The organism is Streptomyces sp. enrichment culture (assembly GCF_964272855.1).
Lineage (GTDB): Bacteria > Actinomycetota > Actinomycetes > Streptomycetales > Streptomycetaceae > Streptomyces.
Genome location: NZ_OZ186847.1, coordinates 6,853,657 through 6,873,523, shown reverse-complemented (window position 1 = coordinate 6,873,523; position 19,867 = coordinate 6,853,657). Strand labels below are relative to the sequence as shown.

Below are 19,867 nucleotides of genomic sequence, written 5' to 3'. Positions count from 1 at the left end.
TCATATCCCGGCACTGTAGGCCCAGAACTACAGCGGTGTGACGTACGCCCCCGAGATCCCGCCGTCCACCAGGAAGTCGCTGGCGTTGACGAAGGAGGAGTCGTCGCTGGCGAGGAAGGCGACGGCGGCGGCGATCTCCTCGGCCTCGGCGAACCGGCCGAGCGGGATGTGGACGAGGCGGCGCGCGGCCCGCTCCGGGTCCTTGGCGAACAGCTCCTGCAGCAGCGGGGTGTTGACCGGCCCCGGGCACAGCGCGTTCACGCGGATGCCCTCGCGGGCGAACTGCACGCCCAGCTCCCGTGACATGGCGAGGACGCCGCCCTTGGACGCGGTGTACGAGATCTGGCTGGTTGCCGCTCCCATCCTCGCCACGAACGACGCCGTGTTGATGATGGAGCCCTTGCCCTGGCGCCGCATGTAGGGGATGGCGGCCTTGCAGCACAGGTAGACGGAGGTGAGGTTGACCTCCTGGACCCGCTTCCAGGCCTCCAGGCCGGTCTCCAGGATGGAGTCGTCGTCGGGCGGGGAGATCCCGGCGTTGTTGAAGGCGATGTCGACGCTGCCGTAGGTGTCGTACGCCGTTCTGAACAGCGCCTCGACCTGTTCGGGGTCGGTGACGTCGACCTTGACGAAGATGCCGCCGGTCTCCTCGGCGGCCGCCTTGCCGCGGGCCTCGTCGACGTCGCCGCAGACGACGTGCGCGCCCTCGGAGGCGAGCCGGCGGACGGTGGCGAGGCCGATGCCGCTGCCGGCTCCGGTGACGACGGCGGTGCGGCCGACCAGCCGGCGGCAGATGATCTCTTCGGTCACTGTGCGGGGCCCTCCGTACTGATGAAGACGTTCTTGGTCTCGGTGAAGGCGGTCAGGGCGTCGGGGCCGAGTTCACGGCCGACGCCGGACTGCTTGAAGCCGCCGAACGGGGTCCAGTAGCGGACGCTGGAGTGGGAGTTGACGGAGAGGTTGCCGGCCCGCACGGCCTGGGAGACGCGCAGGGCGCGGCCGACGTCGCGGGTCCAGACGGACCCGGAGAGGCCGTAGTCGGTGGCGTTGGCCAGGGTCACGGCCTCCGCCTCGTCGTCGAAGGGGAGGACGACGGCGACCGGGCCGAAGACCTCCTCCACGGCCACGCGTGCGCGCGGGTCGACGCCGGTGAGGACGGTGGGCGGGAACCAGAAGCCGGGGCCTTCGGGGGCCTTGCCGCGGATGCCGGGGGCGTCCGGGTCGACGTACGAGCGCACCCGGTCCAGCTGGCCGCGGGAGATGAGCGGGCCCATGTCCGTGCTCTCGTCGGCCGGGTCGCCGACGCGCACCGCCTCGATCGCGGGGGCCAGCAGCTCCAGGAAGCGGTCGTACGCGGTGCGCTGGACGAGGATGCGTGTCCGGGCGCAGCAGTCCTGGCCGGAGTTGTCGAGGAAGGACATGGGGGCGGCGGCCGCGGCGGCCTCCAGGTCGGCGTCGGCGAAGACGATGTTGGGGCTCTTGCCGCCGAGTTCGAGGGTGACGCGTTTGAGGTGGACGGAGCCCTTCGCCAGCACCTGCTTGCCGACGGCCGTGGACCCGGTGAACACGATCTTCGCCACGCCCGGGTGCCGGACGAGCGCGTCGCCCGCGACGGGGCCGTGGCCGGGCAGCACCTGGAACAGGTGCTCGGGCAGGCCCGCCTCCAGGGCGAGTTCGGCGAGCCGCAGCGCGGTGAGCGGGGTGGTCTCGGCGGGTTTGAGGAGCACCGCGTTGCCCGCCGCGAGGGCGGGGGCCGTGCCCCAGGCGGCGATCGGCATCGGGAAGTTCCAGGGCGCGATCACGCCGACCACGCCGAGCGGTTCGAGGATCGTGACGTCGAGGCCGCCGGGGACCGGGATCTGGCGGCCGGTGAGCCGCTCCACTCCCCCGGCCGCGTAGTCGAGCAGGTCGCGGACGTTGCCCGCCTCCCAGCGGGCGTTGCCGAGGACGTGACCGGCCTCCCGCACCTCCAGCCGGGCCAGTTCTTCGAGGTGGCCGTCGACGGTGACGGCGAACCGGCGCAGCAGCCGGGCCCGGTCGCCCGGGGGCAGCGCGGCCCACGCGGTCTGCGCCTTCGCCGCCCGTACGACCGCCTGGTCCACGTCCTCGGCCGTGGCTGCCGGGACGGTGGCGACGACCTCCTCGGTCGCGGGGTTGAGTACCTCGAGGGTCACGGTCACGGGGTCCTCACATCCGTTCGAAGGAGCGGCGCAGCTCCCAGTCGGTCACCGCGGCGTCGAAGGCGGCGAGTTCGACGCGCGCCATGTTGCGGTAGTGGTCGACGACCTCGTCGCCGAACGCGGCCTTGGCGACGGGGCTGGTCTCCCACAGCTCGGCGGCCTCGCGCAGGGTGGTCGGCACCTGCGCGTACCCGGCGGTGTAGGCGTTGCCCTCGCAGGCCTCCGGCAGCTCCAGCTCCTGCTCGACGCCGTACAGGCCGGCGGCGACCATCCCGGCGACCGCGAGGTGCGGGTTGACGTCGCCGCCGGGCAGCCGGTTCTCGAAGCGCAGGGAGCGGCCGTGGCCGACGACCCGCAGGGCGCAGGTGCGGTTGTCGTGGCCCCAGGCGACGGCGGTCGGGGCGAAGGAGCCGGGCTGGAACCGTTTGTAGGAGTTGATGTTGGGGGCGTACAGGAGGGAGAAGTCGCGCAGCGCCGCCAGCTGTCCGGCGAGGAAGTGCCGCATGAGCGGGGACATGCCGTGCGGGCCGTCCCCGGCGAAGGCGGGGCGCCCGTCGGTGTCCGTGAGGGACAGGTGGATGTGGCAGGAGTTGCCCTCGCGCTCGTTGTACTTCGCCATGAAGGTCAGGGACACGCCCTCCTGCGCGGCGATCTCCTTGGCGCCGGTCTTGTAGATCGCGTGCTGGTCGCAGGTGACCAGGGCCTCGTCGTAGCGGAAGGCGATCTCGTGCTGGCCCGGGTTGCACTCGCCCTTGGCCGACTCGACGGTCATCCCGGCGCCGGCCATCTCGTTGCGGATGCGGCGCAGCAGGGGTTCGACGCGGCCGGTGCCGAGCACCGAGTAGTCGACGTTGTACTGGTTGGCCGGGGTGAGGGCCTGGTAGTTGGTGTTCCAGGCCTGCTCGTAGGTGTCCTTGAAGACGATGAACTCCAGCTCGGTGCCGACCTGGGCGGTGAGGCCGAGTGCGGCGAGCCGGTCGAGCTGGCGGCGCAGGATCTGGCGGGGGGCGGCCGTCACCGGGGAGCCGTCCTCCCAGGCGAGGTCGGCGACGACGAGGGCGGTGCCGGGGTGCCAGGGGACCCGGCGCAGGGTGGCGAGGTCCGGGCGCATGGCGAAGTCGCCGTAGCCGCGGTCCCAGGAGGACATCGCGTAGCCGTCGACGGTGTTCATCTCGGCGTCGACGGCGAGGAGGTAGTTGCAGCCCTCGGTGCCGTGCCGGAGCACCTCGTCGAGGAAGAAGCGCGCGGCGAACCGCTTGCCCTGGAGGCGTCCCTGCATGTCCGGGAAGGCGAGGACGACGGTGTCGAGCTCGCCGCCCGCGACGAGGGCGTGCAGCTCCTCGACGCTGAGCGGGGGTGTGCGGTCTGCCACGGGGAGGGCCTCCTTCGGTCAGCCGGGAGCCCTAAGGTATGAGTGACGACCATTGGTTGGGAAGGGGGCACAGCCACATGCCACTGGATCCGGTGGAACCCGCCGGTGCCGCCGCCGGGGACCGGCTGGCCCGGGTGCTGCGTCCCGTGCGGGCGGGCAACGGCTTCGAGGAGGCGCTGGAGCAGATCCTCCAGGTGGTCCGGCTGGGACTGGTGCCGGGCGGCGGGCGGCTGCCCGCCGAGCGGGAGCTGGCGGAACGGCTGGGGATCAGCCGGGTGACGCTGCGCGAGGTGCTGAAGGTGCTCCAGGACCAGGGGCTGGTGGAGTCGCGGCGCGGCCGGTACGGCGGAACGTTTGTGCGCGAGCGGGCGGACGCCGTCGGCGAGGCCGAGCTGCGGCGCCGGGTCGCCGGCGTCGACCTGGAGGACGTGCTGCGCTTCCGGGAGGTGCTGGAGACCGGCGCGGCCGGGCTGTGTGCCGCGCACGGGCTGACGGACGCGCGGGCGGGGCGGCTGCGCGAGGCGCTGGCCGGTACCCGGGACGCCCCGCCGGCCGACTACCGCCGCCGGGACACCCTGCTCCACCTCACCCTCGCCGAGCTGTCCGGCTCCGCGACGCTGACCGCGCAGTACGCGGCGGTCCGGGCCACGGTGAACGACCTGCTCGACTGCATCCCGCTGCTGGTGCGCAACCTGGAGCACTCCCAGCGCCAGCACACCGCGCTGGTGGAGGCGGTGCTCGACGGGGACGCGGACGGGGCGCGGGAGATCATGCGGGAGCACTGCGCGGGCACGGCGGCGCTGCTGCGCGGGTTCCTCGGGTGAGCGTCTTGCCGTGCGCCCCGCACCTCGGCAATGGTACGGAGGGGATCCATTGAGGGAGGTCGGATGACGGACGGGCGGCCGCTGATCGGGGTCAGCACCTACCTGGAGGCCGGGGCGCGCTGGGGTGTGTGGGAGCTGGAGGCGGCGCTGCTGCCCGCCGGGTATCCGCGGCTGGTGCAGGAGGCGGGCGGGCTGGCCGCGCTGCTGCCGCCGGACGCGCCGGAACGGGCGGCGGCGGCCGTGGCCCGGCTGGACGGCCTGGTGATCGCGGGCGGCCCCGACGTGGAACCGGTGCGCTACGGCGCCGACCGCGACCCCCGCACCGGCCCTCCGGCGCGGGAGCGGGACGCCTGGGAACTCGCCCTGATCGAGGCGGCGTTGGCGGCCCGGCTGCCGCTGCTGGGGATCTGCCGGGGCATGCAGCTGCTGAACGTCGCCCTCGGCGGCACCCTGACCCAGCACGTCGACGGGCACGCCGAGGTGGTCGGCGTCTTCGGCCGCCACCCGGTCAAGCCGGTGCCGGGCACGCGGTACGCGGGGATCGTCGCGGAGGAGACGGCCGTACCGACGTACCACCACCAGGCCGTCGACCGTCTCGGCGCCGGTCTGCTGCCGTGTGCCCACGCGACGGACGGCACGGTCGAGGCGATCGAGCTGCCCGCCGCCGCCGGCTGGGTGCTCGGCGTCCAGTGGCATCCGGAGATGGGCGAGGACGTCCGCGTGATGCGCGCGCTGGTCGAGGCCGCCACGACAGCGCTCTGAACCCCGTCGGGCGCGGCGGCTACCTCCGGGTGAGCGACAGCAGGTCCCGCGCCGGTCCCGTCGGGCGGTGGCCGGTGCGCCAGACCGCGCGCAGGTCGCGGCGGAGGCGGACGCGGTCCACGGGGACGCTCACCAGGCGGCGGGTGGACAGTTCCTCGCGCACGGAGAGCTCGCTCAGCACGGCGGGGCCGGCGCCGGCGACGGCGGAGGCCTTCACCGCGGTCGTGGAGGACAGCTCGATCAGCGGGCGGGCCAGGCCGCCGAGGGCCGCGTCGAGGACCTGGCGGGTGCCGGAGCCCTTCTCGCGCAGCACGAGCGGGGTCGAGGCCAGTTCGTCCGGCGACAGCGGCAGCCGGCGGCGGGCCCAGGGGTGGCCTGGGGCGGTGACCACGATGAGCCGGTCGCGCGCGACGACCGCCGAGTCCAGGCCCGCCGGCACGGTCAGGCCCTCGACGAAGCCGAGGTCGGCCTCGTGCGCGAGGAGCCGTTCCGCCACGGCCGTCGAGTTGCCGGCGAGCAGCGACACCGCCGTGTCGGGCCGTTCGGCGCGCAGCGCGAGCAGCCAGCCGGGCAGCAGGTACTCGGCGATGGTCATGCTGGCCGCCACCCGCAGCCGTGAGTCACGCCGGTCCCGCAGCGCCTGCGCCCCCGCGTCGAAGGCCTCCGCCGCCTCCACGACCCGCCGGGCCCAGTCGGTGACCAGTGCCCCGGCGTCGGTGAGCCGGGAGCCGCGCGGGGAGCGGTCCACCAGGGCGACACCCAGCTGGCGTTCCATGGAGCGGATCCGGCTGCTGGCCGCGGGCTGGGTGATGCCGACCTCGCGGGCCGCCGCACCGAGGCTGCCCAGCCGCGCCACGGCCAGCAGCAGCTCCAGCGCCCCCAGGTCGGGCACCCGGTGTGCCAGCGACCCGGTCGGCGCGGCCCCCTCCGTACCGTTCCGCCCACTCGTGCCACCCGTGCTGCTCATAAGACCAGTTTATGCCCCCATAGAAAGATCATCCCTGGTGGGAGCCCTTCGAGCCCTGGACAGTGGGGGCATGGTCACCGCAGTACGCCACCTCGGCCCCAACTGGTACGCCTCCGTGATGGGGACCGCCGTCGTCGCCACGGCCGGCGCCACGCTCCCCCTGCCCGGCCGGGGTGCGCGCACCGCCTGCACCGCCGTGTGGGCTCTCGCCCTGGTCGTGCTGGTGACCCTGCTCGCCGCCCGCGCCCTGCACTGGATCCACCACCGCGACCAGGCGCGCGCCCACCTCCTCGACGCGGCCGCCGCCCCCTTCTACGGCTGCCTGGCCATGGCCCTGGTGTCGGTGGGCGGCGGCGCCCTGTCCCTCGGCCGGGACTGGATCGGCGCGACGGCGGCGGTCGCGCTCGGCGCCGCCCTGTACACGGCCGGTACGGCGGTGGGGCTGGCCTCGGCGGTCGCCGTCCCGTACCTGATGGCCGTACGGCATCGCGTGGAGCCCCACCAGGCGACGCCCGTGTGGCTGCTGCCGCTGGTCGCGCCGATGGTGTCGGCGGCGGTCGGGCCGCTGCTGGTGCCGCATCTGCCGCCCGGCCAGGCCCGGCAGACGCTGCTGTTCGCCTGTGTCGCGCTGTTCGGGCTGAGCATGCTCGCGACGCTGCTCATGCTGCCGCTGGTCTTCGCCCGGCTGATCACCGCCGGCCCGCTGCCCCTGGCGCTGACCCCGACCCTCTTCCTGGTGCTGGGGCCGCTGGGCCAGTCCACCACCGCGGTCGGCATGTTCGCCGACGTCGCCCCCGGTGTCGTCCCGGCCTCGTACGGCGACGGGTTCGCGGTGCTCGCCGTGCTGTACGGGGTGCCGGTCATGGGGTTCGCGCTGCTGTGGCTGGGGCTCGCCACCGCGCACGTGGTGCGGGCCCGGCGGCAGGGCATGGGTTTCTCCCTGACCTGGTGGGCGTTCACGTTCCCCGTCGGCACCTGTGTCACCGGCACCGAGTCGCTGGCCCGGCACACCGGGCTGGTCGTCTTCCAGGGGATCGCCGTCCTGCTGTACGGCCTGCTGGTCGCCGCCTGGACCACCGCCGCCGTACGCACGGCGCACGGGCTGCTCAGCGGACGGCTGCTCGCAGCGCCGCGCCCAGCACCCGCGGCGCCTCGGCGAGCGACGGCCCGTACCACGTCAGGTGCCGTCCGCTGACCAGTGCGCAGGGCAGTCCGGGGAAGGCCTCGGGGCCGTCGTCCGGGGTGAAGCGGTACGGCTCGTCGGGCAGCACGACCACGTCCGGGCGGGCCGCGACCAGCTCGTCCACGGGGACACGCGGGTAGCGGTCGGCGTGGCCGGCGTACAGGTGGTCGACGCCGAGCCGCGCGAGCACGTCGCCCGCGAAGGTGTCCCGGCCCAGCACCATCCAGGGCCGCCGCCAGACCGGCACGACGGCCGTCGTACGGCGCTCCGGTGCGGGCGGCGCCGACCAGGCCGCCTCCGCCTCGTCCAGCCAGCGGGGCCGGCCGGGCGCACCGCACGCGGCCAGCACCCGGGCCAGCTCCCGGAAGGCCCCCGGCACGTCCCGCACCTCGGTCACCAGCACCTCGACGCCCGCCGCGCGCAGGGCGTCCACGTCGGGGGCGCGGTTCTCCTCCTCGTTGGCGATCACCAGGTCCGGGGCGAGCGCGACGATCCGCTCGATCGCGGGGTTCTTGGTGCCACCGACGCGGGGCACGTCCAGGTCGGCCGGATGGCTGCACCAGTCGGTGGCGCCGGCCAGCACCCCGGGCACGGACACCGCCACCGCCTCGGTCAGCGACGGCACCAGCGAGACGACCCGCACTACCGGGGCCGGTCCTGGACGGCCTCGATGTGCTCGGCGACGGCGACGACGAGGACCCGGGTCTCCGGCACGGTGGCCCGCCAGCGGTGCCGCACCCCGCCGGTGAGGTACAGCGTGTCGCCCCGGCCGAGCCGGTACGCGCGGCCCTCCGCCTCGATCTCGACCGCGCCGTCCGCGACGTACATCAGCTGGTCGTTGCGGTGCTGGAACTCGCGCCCGGCGTCGTGGTCGCCGGTGAACTCGGAGGCGTGCATCTGGTGGTGGCCGCGGACCAGGGAGCGCACCTGCGGGTCGGGCGCCGGCTCGGTCTCCTCGGCGCGCACCACGTCGACGCTGCACGCCGGGTCGGCGGCGGCCAGGAGCTCGACCGCGGTGGTGCGCAGGGCGTCGGCGACCTTCTCCAGGGAGCTGCGACTGGGCCGCGCCCTGTCGTTCTCGACCTGGCTCAGGAAGGGCACCGACAGGCCGCTGCGTTCGGCCACGACGGCGAGGGTGAGCTCCAGGGCCCGGCGCCGCCGCCGGACGGCCGCGCCCACCCGAAGGGGCTGCTCTTTGTGGTCGCCCATCGCTCCGGCTCCCTCCTTCGCTCGTCGTCGCGGATCGTCTGCCCGGTCGTCCCGGCGCGTTCATGCCGATGAGTACTTCTCTGCACCCTACGCATGTTCGGCAAACCGTTTCATGCGCCCGTCGCATCGACGACACATCGCGCGGGGTGCGACCTCACAGTTCGCGCCAGTGGATCAGCTCCTGTGAACGCGCCGGGCCGGAGGCCTCCCCTCCGGGACGAAGAGGCTGCCCAGCGGGGGCGGGCGGCTCGTGGGGCGGTGATCGGCGCCGGGCCGCCGGGATGTGGCCGTGCTCCTGCCGGCTTCCGGGATCCCGCTCAGTTCAATGCGGGCCCGGGCCCCGATGTTCCCGCCGGCCGTACGTCCGGGCCTGGGCGAGGGCGTAGCGCTTCGTGGTTGTCCGGATCCTTTTCGTCGGCGCCTGCGCCGTGCGGCGTATCTCATGCCGCGAGGGGCGGGCCGCACCACACGGATCGTGTGGGTGGCCCGCCCCTCGTCCCGGCGGCCGGTGTCCGTCAGGTCACCCGGCCGCCTGGCTCTTGCCCTGGCCGTCGACCGGCGCCCACCGGTCCACCAGGCCGGGGTTCTGCTTCAGCCAGGCGCGGACGGCGTCCTGCTCCCCGCCCTTGCCGGCCTTCTGGATCCGCGCCTCCAGGCCGGTGAGCTGCTTCTCGGTCATCGAGAAGTCGTTCAGCCACCGGCCGACCTCGGGGTTCTCGTCGGCGAAGCCCTTGCGGGCCAGGGTGTGCACGCCGTCGCCCTCGCCCCAGGCACCCTTGGGGTCCTTCAGCTTCTTCAGGTCGTAGTCGCTGTACGCCCAGTGCGGTGACCACAGGGTGACGACGATCGGCTGCTTCTTGGCGTACGCGCGCTTCAGCTCGGCGAGCATCGCGGGCGTGGAGCCGTCGACGACGTCGTAGTCGCCCTCCAGGCCGTACTCCTCGAGTACCTTGTCCTTGAGCAGGCCCATCATTCCGGCGCTGGGTTCGATGCCGACGATCTTGCCGCCGAAGTCGTCGGCGTGCTTCTTGAGGTCGTCGAGGGTGTTGACGTCCTTCATGTACGCCGGGACGGTCAGTTCCAGGGAGGTCGGGCCGTACCACTTGCCGAGGTCGTCGAGCTGCTTGCCGTACTTCTTCCAGTACTCGGCGTGCGTCGTCGGCAGCCAGGAGTCGGTCTGGAAGTCGACCTGGCCGGTGGCGAGGCCGGTGTAGAGCGGGCCGGCCGCGTACTGGGTGGTCGTCACGTCGAAGCCGCGCTGCTCCAGGATCTCCTTCCAGAGGTACGTGGAGGCGATGCCCTCGTCCCACGGGATGTACCCGATGGTGATCTCCTTGCCCTTGCCGACGTCCGAGGCGGAGGCCTCGGCGGTGCCGGCGGAGGAGCCGAGGACGCCCATGCCGCCCGCGACCAGGGCGAGGACGGCCACGCCGACGACCGGGACGGCCGGGCGGGGACGGTAGGTCCACACCTTCTGGCGGCCCGCCGCCCGGGCCTTCGCGGCGGCGCGGCGGCCCAGCGGGGAGATCTGCGTGCCGAGGGCGCTGGTCATCCGGTCCAGGTAGATGGCGAGGACGACGATGGCGACGCCCGCCTCGAAGCCGTAGCCGATCTCCAGCTGGCCGATCGCCTCGTTGACCGCGCCGCCGAGGCCGCCGGTGCCGGCCATGCCGGCGATGACGACCATGGACAGACCCAGCATGATCACCTGGTTGACGCCCGCCATGATGGTCGGCAGGGCGAGCGGCAGCTGCACCCGCAGCAGGGTGTCACGCGGCGTGGTGCCGAAGGCCTCGGCGGCCTCGACCAGCTCCTTGTCGACCTGGCGGATGCCCAGCTCGGTCATCCGGACGCCGGGGGCTATCGCGAAGATCAGCGTGGCGATGACACCGGCGGCGGTGCCCAGTCCGAAGAAGAGGATGGCGGGAATCAGCAGCACCATCGACGGCATGGTCTGGAGCAGGTCCAGGACCGGCCGTACGATCGCGCTGACCCGCCGCGAACGGGCCGCCCAGATGCCCAGCGGGACGGCGATCACCAGGGCGATGACGGTCGCGACGAGGACCAGGGACAGGGTCGACATGGCCCGTTCCCACAGGCCGAGCGAGTCGACCAGGGCGAAGCCCGCGAAGGCGAGGACGCCCGCGACGAGACCGCGCAGCCACCAGGCCAGGACGGCGAGGATGCCGGCGAGCAGCAGCGGCTCGGGCGCGTTCAGGACGGCGTCGATGCCGTCGTACATGCCCTCGACCACCGTCTTGACGGCGTCGAAGAGCCACGAGACATGGGTCAGCAGCCAGTCGACACCGGAGTCGACCCAGTCGCCGAGACGCAGCCTAGGCATGGGCGGTCACCTTCCCGTCCGGGTTGTCGCAGGCCGCGGGGCCGGCCGTCTCGTCGCCGAGGAAGCCGAGCAGCCGCTGCCGCGGCACGACGCCGACGACCCGGTTCGCCTCGTCCACGACCGACACGCGGTGCGACAGCCGGGCGCTGATCGCGCACAGCTCCGCGAACGGCGTCTCGGGGGTCGCGGTCTCGCAGCGGCAGAGGGGGCCGTCGCCGGTGACGGAGGTGTCCATGATCGCGCCCGCGGTGAGCACCCGGGAGCGGTCGACGTCCTGGATGAAGGAGGCGACGTAGTCGTTCCCGGGGCGCAGCAGGATGTCCTCGGCGCTGCCGGTCTGCACGATCCGGCCGTCGCGCATCACGGCGATGCGGTCGCCGAGGCGCATGGCCTCGTTCAGGTCGTGGGTGATGAACACGATCGTCTTCTTCAGCGTCCGCTGCAGGGTGAGCAGCTGGTCCTGCATGTCACGGCGGATCAGCGGGTCCAGGGCACTGAAGGACTCGTCCATCAGGAGCAGGTCGGCGTCGGTGGCGAGCGCGCGGGCCAGGCCGACGCGCTGCTGCATGCCGCCGGACAGCTCGTCCGGCCAGGACTTCTCCCAGCCGGCCAGACCGCACAGAGCCAGCGCCTCGCCGGCGCGCTGCTCGCGCTCGGCGCGGGGCACGCCCTGCACGGCCAGGCCGTAGGCGGCGTTCTCGAGCACGCTGCGGTGCGGGAAGAGCGCGAAGTGCTGGAAGACCATGCTGATCTTGCGGGCGCGGACCTCGCGCAGCTCGCGGTCGCCGAGCGCGGTCAGGTCCTGGCCGTCGAAGCGGACGGCTCCGGCGGTCGGTTCGAGCAGCCCGTTGAGCATGCGCAGCAGGGTGGACTTGCCGGATCCGGAGAGGCCCATGACGACGAAGATCTGACCGGGCTCCACCGTGAAGGAGGCGTCGATCACGGCGGCGGTGGTGCCGTCGGCACGCAGTTCCTCGCGGTCCGCGCCGGCGCGGAGCCGGTCGACCGCCTGGTCCGGTCGTCTGCCGAACACCTTGTACAGATGCTCGGCCTCAAGCCTGGATGACACACGTACCTCTCGTCATGGACGGCGACAAAACAGAGCGATGGGGGCACACGTAACAGTTGAACGCGCAACCGGCATCGCTCAGGGGCGGCGCCTGCCCGGCTTCCCTCACCCCAAACTCGCAAGTGGCCCAGTTCACGGGGTAGGCGCAGGGCGCAACGCGTTGCCGCGTCGCCGGTACGGGCGGGGCTGTCGGTGGCGTACGGCATGATGCGAGGCGTGACCGGACGACTGATGCTCCTCGACACCGCCTCGCTCTACTTCCGCGCCTACTTCGGCGTCCCGGAGTCCGTGAAGGCCCCGGACGGCACGCCGGTGAACGCCGTGCGCGGACTGCTGGAATTCATCGACCGCCTGGTCCGGGACCACCGCCCCGAGCACCTCGTGGCCTGCATGGACGCCGACTGGCGCCCGAAGTGGCGGGTCGACCTGATCCCGTCCTACAAGGCGCACCGGGTCGCCGAGGAGCGCCCGGCGGGCCCGGACGAGGAGGAGGTGCCCGACACGCTGTCCCCGCAGGTGCCGGTCATCGAGGCGGTGCTCGACGCACTCGGCATCGCCCGCGTGGGCGTCGCGGAGTACGAGGCGGACGACGTCATCGGCACCTTCACCGCGCGCGCCACCGGCCCGGTCGACATCGTCACCGGCGACCGCGACCTGTACCAGCTGGTGGACGACGCGCGCGGGGTGCGGGTGCTGTACCCGCTCAAGGGCGTCGGCACCCTCCAGGTGACCGACGAGGCCTGGCTGCGCGAGAAGTACGGCGTCGACGGCAGCGGGTACGCCGATCTGGCACTGCTGCGCGGCGACCCCAGCGACGGCCTGCCCGGCGTGGCCGGCATCGGCGAGAAGACCGCCGCCAAGCTGCTCGCCGAGTTCGGCGACCTCGCCGGCATCCAGGCGGCGGCCGACGACCCGGGCGCCCGCCTCACCCCCACCCAGCGCAAGCGGCTGACCGAGGCCCGGCCGTACCTGGCGGTGGCCCCGAAGGTGGTCCGCGTGGCCACCGACGTCCCGTTGCCGGACGTCGACACCGCCCTCCCCCGCACCCCCCACGACCCGGCATCCCTCGACACCCTGGCCGACCGCTGGGGCCTGGGCGGCTCACTCCGGCGACTGCTGGGGACGCTCGGGGCGTGAGCGCCGGTCGGGGAGCGACCGGCGAGTGGGCTTGCGCCGTCGGCGGGAGGGCACTCGGGGCTCGCGGGTGGCCGCACGCGGCCGCCGCACAGGCATGCGCCGGGTGATCGTGGCGCGACACGCACACATAAAGACCGTAGGGAGTGGTGTCAGCCGAGCGGGGGAAGATGTTAACTTAGGTAAGCCTAAGTTCAGGGATCAGGGAGGCCGTCATGGCAGAACGTCCGGCCAGGAAGCCGCGGAGGGCCCACTCGGCCCAGGTCGTGCGCACCGAACGGCTCACCCCGCACATGCAGCGCGTGGTGCTCGGCGGTGAGGGCCTCTCGCAGTTCACCGCGGGCACCCACACCGATCATTACGTGAAGCTGCTGTTCCCGCCGAACGAGGGCATCACCTACCCGGAGCCGTTCGACCTTGAGCGGATCCGTGAGGAACTGCCCCGCGAGCAGTGGCCGGTGACCCGGACCTACACCGTGCGCGCCTGGGACCCGGAGGTGCGGGAACTGACCCTGGACTTCGTGCTGCACGGCGACGAGGGCCTGGCCGGCCCCTGGGCGATGCGCGTCCGGCCGGGCGACACCGTCCGCTTCATGGGCCCCGGCGGCGCCTACGCCCCCGACCCCGACGCCGACTGGCATCTGCTCGCCGGTGACGAGAGCGCCCTGCCCGCCATTGCCGCCGCGCTGGAGGCACTGCCCGACGGCGCCGACGTCCGGGCCTTCATCGAGGTCGCCGGCCCCGAGGAGGAGCAGAAGATCAACTCCGACGCGGAGGTCGTCTGGCTGCACCGCGGCGACCGGCCCGTCGGCGAGGCCCTGGTGGAGGCCGTCCGCGCGCTGCCCTTCCCGCAGGGCCGGGTGCACGCCTTCGTGCACGGCGAGGCCGCCTGCGTGAAGGAGCTGCGCCGGCTGCTGCGCATCGAGCACCAGGTCCCCCGCGAGGACCTGTCGATCTCCGGCTACTGGCGTCTCGGCCACAACGAGGACGGCTGGCAGGCCTCCAAGCGGGACTGGAACGCGCGGATCGAGGCCGAGCAGGAGGGTGCGGACGCGTCCGCCGCGTGACCGGCCCCTACGCTGGAGCGCGATGAGACGCAGGACCCGTATTCCGCCCGCCCCGCTCCCCCAGCGCCAGGGGGTCGACCCGGTGCGGGTGCGGCTGCCCGCCGACGGCCCCTGGGCCACCGTCCGCGACCATCTCGTGGAGCGGCTCTCGGGCGCGGGTCCCGGCGTCGTCGACGGGATGTTCGAGGCCGGCGGGATCGTCGGGGCGGACGGTGCCGCGGTCGCGGCGGACACCCCGTACGAGCCCGGCATGTTCGTGTGGTTCCACCGGCAGCTGCCCGAAGAGGTGCCGGTGCCGTTCCCGCTGCGGATCGTGCACCACGACGAGCACATCGTCGTCGTGGACAAGCCGCACTTCCTCGCCACCACCCCGCGCGGCAGCCATGTCACCGAGACCGCGCTGGCCCGGCTCCGCCGCGAGCTGGGCGTGCCCACGCTCGGCGCCGCGCACCGGCTGGACCGGCTCACCGCCGGGCTGGTGCTGTTCACCGTGCGCCCCGAGGAGCGGGGCGCGTACCAGACGCTGTTCCGGGACCGGCTGATACGCAAGGAGTACGAGGCGGTCGCCCCGTACGATCCGTCGCTCGCCCTGCCCCGGACCGTGCGCAGCCGGATCGTCAAGGAGCGCGGCTCACTGACCGCGGTCGAGGTCGAGGGCGAGCCGAACGCGGTCAGCCGGATCGAGCTGCTCGGACACCGGGCCGGTCTCGCCCGGTACCGGCTGGTGCCCGGCACCGGGCAGACGCATCAGCTGCGGGTGCACATGAACGCGCTCGGCGTGCCGATCCTCGGCGACCCCCTCTACCCGGTGGTGGCCGCCCCCGTCCCGCCCGGCGACTTCCGCAGCCCGCTGCAACTGCTCGCGCGGGAGCTGGAGTTCACCGATCCGGTGACGGGGGTGACGCACCGCTTCCGCAGTACGCGGACGCTCGCCGCCTGGCCCGGTCAGTAGCGGTCAGTAGCCGCCCCACCAGCGCCGGAACCGCTGCCAGAGGCCCTGCCTGGGAGCGGGTTCCGGCTCCGGCGCCGGTTCGGGCTCCGGCTGCGGCTGCGGCTGCGGCTCGGGCTGCGGGGCGGAGATCACCGGCTCCGGGAACGGCCGGTCCCATGTCTTCGGCGGGTTCGGCGTGTGGCTCGGCATCTGGTCCACGTCCTGCTGGAGCGTCGCCCCGAACCGCACCGGCAGCTGCACCAGATGGCGCGAGGCGATCGACTCCCGCCACTCCAGCTCGTCCTCCTCGCAATTGAGCCGCACGTCCGGCAGCCGCCGCAGCAGGGCGTCGACACCGACGTCGGCGATGGCACGGCCGATGTCCTGACCAGGGCACTCGTGCGGACCGCCACCGAAGGCGAGATGGGCGCGGTTGCCCATCATGTTGGCGCTCAGGTCGGGCCGGATCCGCGGGTCGACGTTGCCCGGCGCGGGCGCGAAGAGCAGTCCGTCGCCCTTGCGGATCTGCCGGCCGCCCAACTCGGTGTCCTGCTTGGCGAAGTAGGCGAAGACGGTGCTGAACGGCGGCTCGTCCCACAGGGACTGCTCGACGGCCTGGCCGACGGTCATCTGCCCGCCGTTCAGCTGGGCCCGGAAGCCCGGGTGGGTGAGCACCATGCGCAGCGCGTTGGAGAGCAGGTTGGCCGTGGCCTCGTAGGCGGCGATCAGCACCACCCGCAGGTGTTCCCTGACCTCGTCGTCGGTGAGCCCGGCCGGGTCGGCGACGAGGAGACCGGCGATGTCCTCGTCGGGCTCGGCCCGCCGGCGGGCGGTGAGCCGTCCCAGGGCCTCCATGATGTAGGCGTTGCTGGCGATCGCGGTCTCGGTGCCCTTGAGCATGTCGCGGGCGGCGTGCACGATCCGGTCGTTGTACTCCTGGGGCATGCCGAGCAGCTCGCACATCACGGCCATCGGCAGGTACTCGGCGTACTGGTGGACCAGGTCGGCCTCGCCGCGCTCGCAGAACTTGTTCACCAGTTCCTGGGCGTAGCGGTAGATGTGCTGGCGCAGGTGGCGGTGATTGATGGGCGCCATGGCGTTGGTGACCGCGCCGCGCAGCCGCCGGTGTTCGTCGCCCTCGGCGTGGGAGCAGATGGGCTGCCAGGCGATGTGCGGCATGAGCGGGTGGTCGGGTTTGACCCGGCCCTCCAGGAGCGGGGTCCAGATCCGGCTGTCCCGGCTGAAGACCGCGGGCGTGCCGACCAGCCGCAGGTTCTCGGCGTGGCCGAGGACGACCCAGATCGGCACGTCGTCGTGGAGCAGCGCGGGCGCCACCGGGCCGTGCTCCTCGCGCAGTTCCTCGTACAGGGAGCGCAGGTCGATCGGTTCGGGGCCGTAGAGCCGGTTCATTCCGCCGCGGCCGATGCCGTGCGCGGGGCACCCGGGGGGCGGGTCGAGGGTGAGGCCGTCCGTACCGGTGGTGGTGGGGATGTCAGACGTCACGGTGGGTCGCTTTCCAGGCTTTCGGGGAGGGGCGTCAGGTGAGCCGGCCGGTCAGGGCGAGGGAGTGCAGGAAGCGCATCAGGGTCATCAGGACGTCCCGGCTGGAGGCCCGGCGGCGGACGTCGCAGTCGATGATGGGGATCTCCGGGGCGAGGTCGAGTGCCTTGCGCAGTTCCTCGGCGGGGTAACGGGGCGCGTCGGGGAAGGAGTTGACGGCCACCACGAACGGCACGCCGCGCTCCTCCAGCCGCCCCATCACGTCGAAGCTGACCTCCAGGCGCCGGGTGTCGACGAGGACGACCGCACCGAGAGCGCCCTCGAACAGGCCGTTCCACAGGAACCAGAACCGCTCCTGGCCGGGGGTGCCGAACAGGTACAGCACGAGTTGCTCGGAGATGCTGATCCGGCCGAAGTCCATCGCCACGGTGGTGGCGGTCTTGGTGTCGGAGCCGAAGTTGTCGTCGACCCCGATACCGGCCTGCGTCATGGTCTCCTCGGTGGTCAGCGGCCGGATCTCGCTGACCGAGCCGACCATGGTGGTCTTGCCGACCCCGAAACCGCCGACGATCACGATCTTCACCGCGGCCTGTGCCGTGTGCGGCAGCTGGTCCTCGGCGCGTGGGCCGGGAATGGTGTCAGAGCTTTTGAAGTCCATGCATCACCGCTTCGAGGAGGGAACGGTCAGGGAGCGCCTGGCGGACGATCGGGGCGCGCGCCTGCACCAGTCCGGCCGCCAACAGGTCGGTCAGCAGGACGGAGACCACACTGAACGGCAGCTCGAGGTAGGCGGACAGCTCGGCCCCGGAGAGCGGGGCCTCGCACAGTCTGAGCAGCGCGGCCTGCTCGGGCGGCAGCGAGGTGGGCGGGGTGCCGCGCGCCACGATCAACGTGACCAGGTCCATCTCGGCGGGAGAGCCGCCCTCGCCGATCAGGTACAGCCGCTCGGGGTTCTTGCCCTCGCCTTCCTTGGGGGGTGCCGGGGCGGGTTCCTGCTGCGGGTGGCGCCTCTGGCGTTGCGGAGGCGTCATACGGACTGCCCGTTCCGCCGGGGCGGACTGGTCAGATGGGTGCCGAGCCGCAGGACCAGGTCACGCATCCGGCCGCTCATCAGCCCGGGGTCGGTCCGCACGTCGGCGAGCACGGCGAGATAGGCGTTGGCGCCGGCGGACATCAGGTAGAAGTAGCCGCCGTCCACCTCGATGACGAGCAGCCGCATCTCGCTCTTCTCGCTGGCCTGGATCTCGTCGGTGATGGCGTGGGCGAGGCTCTGCATGCCGGCGCAGGCGGCGGCGACACGGTCGGCGGCGTCGGGGTCGCCGCCGTAGCGCGCGATCCGCAGTCCGTCGGCGGACAGCACCACGATCATCTCGATGCCGATGGTCCCGTCGACGAGGTCCCGGAGCATCCAGTCGATGTTCCCTCGCTGCTGAATCACGTGAGGTCCCCCTCGTCGTCGGCCTCAGTGCGGGCCGTTTCGTCCTTGTCGTCCTTGTTCTCGTCGAGCAGGTGCAGATACGCGGTGGGGTTGCGGGTGAAGGCGGTCGGGTCACCCGGGTTGTTCTTCCGCAGGCCCGCCCAGAAGGACTCGACCCACAGGCCGGGAGGCGGCAGTTCCTTCTCGGGCTCCGGCTCCGGCTCGGGCTCGACCGGCGCCCACGGGTCCTGCCTGGCCCGTTCGGCGGCCCGCTCGGCCGCCTCCTTCACGGCCTGGTCGAACGCCGCCTCCTCCGCGATCCGCTGGCTGAGCGGGGTCTTGACCCGGCTGCGGCGCTGCGGCAGGCCTTGCTCGGTCCACTCGGTGACCACGGGGATGTCGTCCTCCATGGACACCGTGGCGGGGATGCGCGGGTTGGTGGGGCGGCGGATCTTGGGCTTGCGCGCGGGACCGGCGAGCGCGCCCTTCGGGCGATCCGCGACGGACTGGGCGCCGATGCCGTGCGGGACGAAGCCGAGCACGCCGGGTTCGTCGGTCATCATGTTCCGCGGCACTACGAGCACCGCGCGCAGACCGCCGTACGCCGAGGCGCGCAGGGAGATCTGCATGTTGTGTTCCTTGCACAGACGGCCGACGACGGCGAAGCCCAGCTGGGGAATGTCCGTGATCACCTCGAGGTCGGTGCCGTCCATGGCCTTCTCCAGCAGCCTCTCGAGCCGCAGCCTGGACTCCTCGTTGAGGTCGGGGCCGCAGTCCTCGATCTCGATGGCCACGCCGTACTGCACCTCGTGCGCGGTGACGTGCACCTGGGTGGTCGGCGGCGAGTAGCGGGTGGCGTTGTCGAGGATCTCCGCGCAGGCGTGGATGATCGGCTCGACCGCGGTGCCCTTGATGTTGACCTTGGCGATGGACTTCAGGTCGATGCGCTTGTACTCGAGGATGCGGGACATGGCGCCGCGCAGCACGCTGTAGAGCGCGACGGGCTGGGGCCACTGGCGTGCGGGGCGGCCGCCGCCGAGCACGGAGACGGTGTCGGCGAGACGGCCGATCAGGGCGTTGCCGTGGTCGATGCGCAGCAGGTCCTGGAAGACCTCGTGGTTGCGGCCGTGGTCCTCCTCCATCTCGCGGAGTTCCTTGGCCTGCTGGTGGACGATGGCCTGGACGCGCTGGGCGACGTGGACGAAGGAGCGCTGGGCTCCGTCGCGCATGACCGCCTCGCTGTCGACGGCCTTCAGCACCTGGCGCAGCAGTGAGGCGTGCAGCGCGCCGAGTTGGCGGAACGCCGGGACGTGCCGCTCCAGGCGGATGAACACCTCCCTGGGGGGCAGGCCCTTGCGCGTCATGTGCAGGGCGGTGGGCAGGATCTCCTCGGTGAGCACCACGAGGACCTGGTCCCGGTCGGCGAGGCGCTGTTCCAGTTGCGCGCTGCGCCGGGCGTGTTCGTCCTGCTGGGCGCGGAGCGCGCGACCCCGGCGGGCCGCCTCGGCCGCCGTCAGCACGACCAGCAGCGTGGCGATGCCGCCGCACAGGCCGACCGCGAGCCGCGCCGAGTGCGCCACCACGGCGACGGCGGCTCCGGTCGCCGCCGCCATCACTATGGCCGGTGGCAACAGCACACGTGCGTACGGGAGTTCACGGCGTCGGGGTGTGGGTTGAACACTCACCATGTGGGCCCTCTGAAACGAATCGGCTGGGTGTCGGGCGAGCTTGCGGGGGGAAGAGTCATGGAAATGTCTGGGTAATCAAGACGATTGGGAACAGACGCACGAATACACCGCAACTCGGTGCGCTGCGGGCGAGCTTAGTCCGACCGGATCATCGCCGTGTCATATTCAGCAACCGCCTGAAACGGGCCGCGGACACGGAGTACGCTCGTTTCCATTTACA

The 19,867-nt window shown here is 72.6% G+C and carries 19 protein-coding genes; 6 read left to right on the top strand and 13 right to left on the bottom strand.

Features of this window, described 5'->3' with window-relative positions:
* Window positions 1-27 precede the first annotated feature (27 nt).
* From ACSU6L_RS30455 to ACSU6L_RS30445, 3 genes are read right to left on the bottom strand one after another with little or no spacing between them, the layout of a single operon-like run.
* Window positions 28-810 carry a 3-oxoacyl-ACP reductase gene (locus ACSU6L_RS30455; protein ID WP_073942028.1) on the bottom strand — a complete coding sequence of 261 codons (783 nt, stop codon included), beginning with the start codon at window positions 808-810 and terminating at the stop codon, window positions 28-30.
* Window positions 807-2,174, bottom strand: a complete 1,368-nt coding sequence (locus tag ACSU6L_RS30450; protein WP_437061960.1) for an aldehyde dehydrogenase family protein — start codon at window positions 2,172-2,174, stop codon at window positions 807-809. Before ACSU6L_RS30450 ends, ACSU6L_RS30455 begins: the two co-directional genes overlap by 4 nt.
* Before the next feature lie 13 nt (window positions 2,175-2,187).
* A complete protein-coding gene (locus ACSU6L_RS30445; protein WP_437061958.1) occupies window positions 2,188-3,552 on the bottom strand; it encodes a glutamine synthetase family protein in 1,365 nt (454 codons plus the stop codon).
* Window positions 3,553-3,629: 77 nt separating this feature from the next.
* Between ACSU6L_RS30445 and ACSU6L_RS30440 the strand changes: the two genes are divergently transcribed.
* Window positions 3,630-4,376: a FadR/GntR family transcriptional regulator gene (locus tag ACSU6L_RS30440; protein ID WP_437061956.1), complete on the top strand. Its 747-nt coding sequence runs from the start codon at window positions 3,630-3,632 to the stop codon at window positions 4,374-4,376.
* Between the two features lie 63 nt (window positions 4,377-4,439).
* The gene (locus ACSU6L_RS30435) at window positions 4,440-5,138 is read left to right on the top strand and encodes a gamma-glutamyl-gamma-aminobutyrate hydrolase family protein (protein ID WP_437061954.1); all 699 of its coding nucleotides are present in this window, start codon (window positions 4,440-4,442) and stop codon (window positions 5,136-5,138) included.
* 19 nt (window positions 5,139-5,157) lie between these two features.
* Here the strand turns inward: ACSU6L_RS30435 and ACSU6L_RS30430 are convergent, their stop codons facing one another.
* Entirely contained in the window at window positions 5,158-6,105 is a 948-nt protein-coding gene (locus tag ACSU6L_RS30430; protein ID WP_437061952.1) for a LysR family transcriptional regulator, read from the bottom strand.
* 70 nt (window positions 6,106-6,175) lie between these two features.
* On the opposite strand from ACSU6L_RS30430, the gene ACSU6L_RS30425 reads away from it, so the two are divergent.
* Window positions 6,176-7,300 (top strand): TDT family transporter, encoded by a 1,125-nt coding sequence (locus ACSU6L_RS30425; protein ID WP_437061950.1) that lies wholly within the window; start codon window positions 6,176-6,178, stop codon window positions 7,298-7,300.
* Here ACSU6L_RS30425 and ACSU6L_RS30420 read toward each other — a convergent pair.
* The 4 genes from ACSU6L_RS30420 to ACSU6L_RS30405 all read right to left on the bottom strand — a co-directional run bounded on the left by ACSU6L_RS30420 (window position 7,212) and on the right by ACSU6L_RS30405 (window position 11,910).
* Entirely contained in the window at window positions 7,212-7,931 is a 720-nt protein-coding gene (locus tag ACSU6L_RS30420) for a helical backbone metal receptor (RefSeq protein ID WP_437061948.1), read from the bottom strand. The two genes, ACSU6L_RS30425 and ACSU6L_RS30420, sit on opposite strands and share 89 nt — an antisense overlap.
* Window positions 7,931-8,497 carry a helix-turn-helix domain-containing protein gene (locus ACSU6L_RS30415; protein WP_073942036.1) on the bottom strand — a complete coding sequence of 189 codons (567 nt, stop codon included), beginning with the start codon at window positions 8,495-8,497 and terminating at the stop codon, window positions 7,931-7,933. Before ACSU6L_RS30415 ends, ACSU6L_RS30420 begins: the two co-directional genes overlap by 1 nt.
* Before the next feature lie 520 nt (window positions 8,498-9,017).
* The gene (locus ACSU6L_RS30410; RefSeq protein WP_437061946.1) at window positions 9,018-10,841 is read right to left on the bottom strand and encodes an ABC transporter permease/substrate binding protein; all 1,824 of its coding nucleotides are present in this window, start codon (window positions 10,839-10,841) and stop codon (window positions 9,018-9,020) included.
* Window positions 10,834-11,910, bottom strand: coding sequence for a quaternary amine ABC transporter ATP-binding protein (locus ACSU6L_RS30405; RefSeq protein WP_437061944.1), 1,077 nt, complete (start codon window positions 11,908-11,910; stop codon window positions 10,834-10,836). The genes ACSU6L_RS30410 and ACSU6L_RS30405 overlap by 8 nt, the downstream gene beginning before the upstream one ends.
* A 192-nt stretch (window positions 11,911-12,102) precedes the next feature.
* Between ACSU6L_RS30405 and ACSU6L_RS30400 the strand changes: the two genes are divergently transcribed.
* The 3 genes from ACSU6L_RS30400 (at window position 12,103) to ACSU6L_RS30390 (ending at window position 15,063) form a co-directional block, all read left to right on the top strand.
* Window positions 12,103-13,047, top strand: a complete 945-nt coding sequence (locus ACSU6L_RS30400; protein ID WP_437061942.1) for a 5'-3' exonuclease — start codon at window positions 12,103-12,105, stop codon at window positions 13,045-13,047.
* A 212-nt stretch (window positions 13,048-13,259) separates the two neighbouring features.
* Window positions 13,260-14,111: a siderophore-interacting protein gene (locus ACSU6L_RS30395; protein WP_437061940.1), complete on the top strand. Its 852-nt coding sequence runs from the start codon at window positions 13,260-13,262 to the stop codon at window positions 14,109-14,111.
* A gap of 22 nt (window positions 14,112-14,133) precedes the next feature.
* Window positions 14,134-15,063, top strand: a complete 930-nt coding sequence (locus ACSU6L_RS30390) for an RluA family pseudouridine synthase (protein WP_437061938.1) — start codon at window positions 14,134-14,136, stop codon at window positions 15,061-15,063.
* A gap of 3 nt (window positions 15,064-15,066) precedes the next feature.
* Here the strand turns inward: ACSU6L_RS30390 and ACSU6L_RS30385 are convergent, their stop codons facing one another.
* From ACSU6L_RS30385 to ACSU6L_RS30365, 5 genes are read right to left on the bottom strand one after another with little or no spacing between them, the layout of a single operon-like run.
* Window positions 15,067-16,545, bottom strand: coding sequence for a cytochrome P450 (locus ACSU6L_RS30385; protein ID WP_437061936.1), 1,479 nt, complete (start codon window positions 16,543-16,545; stop codon window positions 15,067-15,069).
* Between the two features lie 34 nt (window positions 16,546-16,579).
* Window positions 16,580-17,200, bottom strand: coding sequence for a GTP-binding protein (locus tag ACSU6L_RS30380; protein WP_437061934.1), 621 nt, complete (start codon window positions 17,198-17,200; stop codon window positions 16,580-16,582).
* Window positions 17,181-17,573: a DUF742 domain-containing protein gene (locus ACSU6L_RS30375; protein ID WP_437061932.1), complete on the bottom strand. Its 393-nt coding sequence runs from the start codon at window positions 17,571-17,573 to the stop codon at window positions 17,181-17,183. Before ACSU6L_RS30375 ends, ACSU6L_RS30380 begins: the two co-directional genes overlap by 20 nt.
* Entirely contained in the window at window positions 17,570-17,980 is a 411-nt protein-coding gene (locus ACSU6L_RS30370; protein ID WP_073942045.1) for a roadblock/LC7 domain-containing protein, read from the bottom strand. The genes ACSU6L_RS30375 and ACSU6L_RS30370 overlap by 4 nt, the downstream gene beginning before the upstream one ends.
* On the bottom strand, window positions 17,977-19,647 hold the full coding sequence (locus ACSU6L_RS30365; RefSeq protein WP_437061929.1) for an ATP-binding protein: 1,671 nt from the start codon (window positions 19,645-19,647) through the stop codon (window positions 17,977-17,979). Before ACSU6L_RS30365 ends, ACSU6L_RS30370 begins: the two co-directional genes overlap by 4 nt.
* Window positions 19,648-19,867 lie beyond the last annotated feature (220 nt).

Bases quoted from the DNA above. Each gene is read 5' to 3' on its own strand.
- ACSU6L_RS30365 (WP_437061929.1), bottom strand. From the start codon at position 19,647: ATGGTGAGTGTTCAACCCACACCCCGACGCCGTGAACTCCCGTACGCA.
- ACSU6L_RS30375 (WP_437061932.1), bottom strand. From the start codon at position 17,573: ATGACGCCTCCGCAACGCCAGAGGCGCCACCCGCAGCAGGAACCCGCC.
- ACSU6L_RS30425 (WP_437061950.1), top strand. From the start codon at position 6,176: ATGGTCACCGCAGTACGCCACCTCGGCCCCAACTGGTACGCCTCCGTG.
- ACSU6L_RS30380 (WP_437061934.1), bottom strand. From the start codon at position 17,200: ATGGACTTCAAAAGCTCTGACACCATTCCCGGCCCACGCGCCGAGGAC.
- ACSU6L_RS30410 (WP_437061946.1), bottom strand. From the start codon at position 10,841: ATGCCTAGGCTGCGTCTCGGCGACTGGGTCGACTCCGGTGTCGACTGG.
- ACSU6L_RS30395 (WP_437061940.1), top strand. From the start codon at position 13,260: ATGGCAGAACGTCCGGCCAGGAAGCCGCGGAGGGCCCACTCGGCCCAG.
- ACSU6L_RS30415 (WP_073942036.1), bottom strand. From the start codon at position 8,497: ATGGGCGACCACAAAGAGCAGCCCCTTCGGGTGGGCGCGGCCGTCCGG.
- ACSU6L_RS30440 (WP_437061956.1), top strand. From the start codon at position 3,630: ATGCCACTGGATCCGGTGGAACCCGCCGGTGCCGCCGCCGGGGACCGG.
- ACSU6L_RS30430 (WP_437061952.1), bottom strand. From the start codon at position 6,105: ATGAGCAGCACGGGTGGCACGAGTGGGCGGAACGGTACGGAGGGGGCC.
- ACSU6L_RS30435 (WP_437061954.1), top strand. From the start codon at position 4,440: ATGACGGACGGGCGGCCGCTGATCGGGGTCAGCACCTACCTGGAGGCC.
- ACSU6L_RS30390 (WP_437061938.1), top strand. From the start codon at position 14,134: ATGAGACGCAGGACCCGTATTCCGCCCGCCCCGCTCCCCCAGCGCCAG.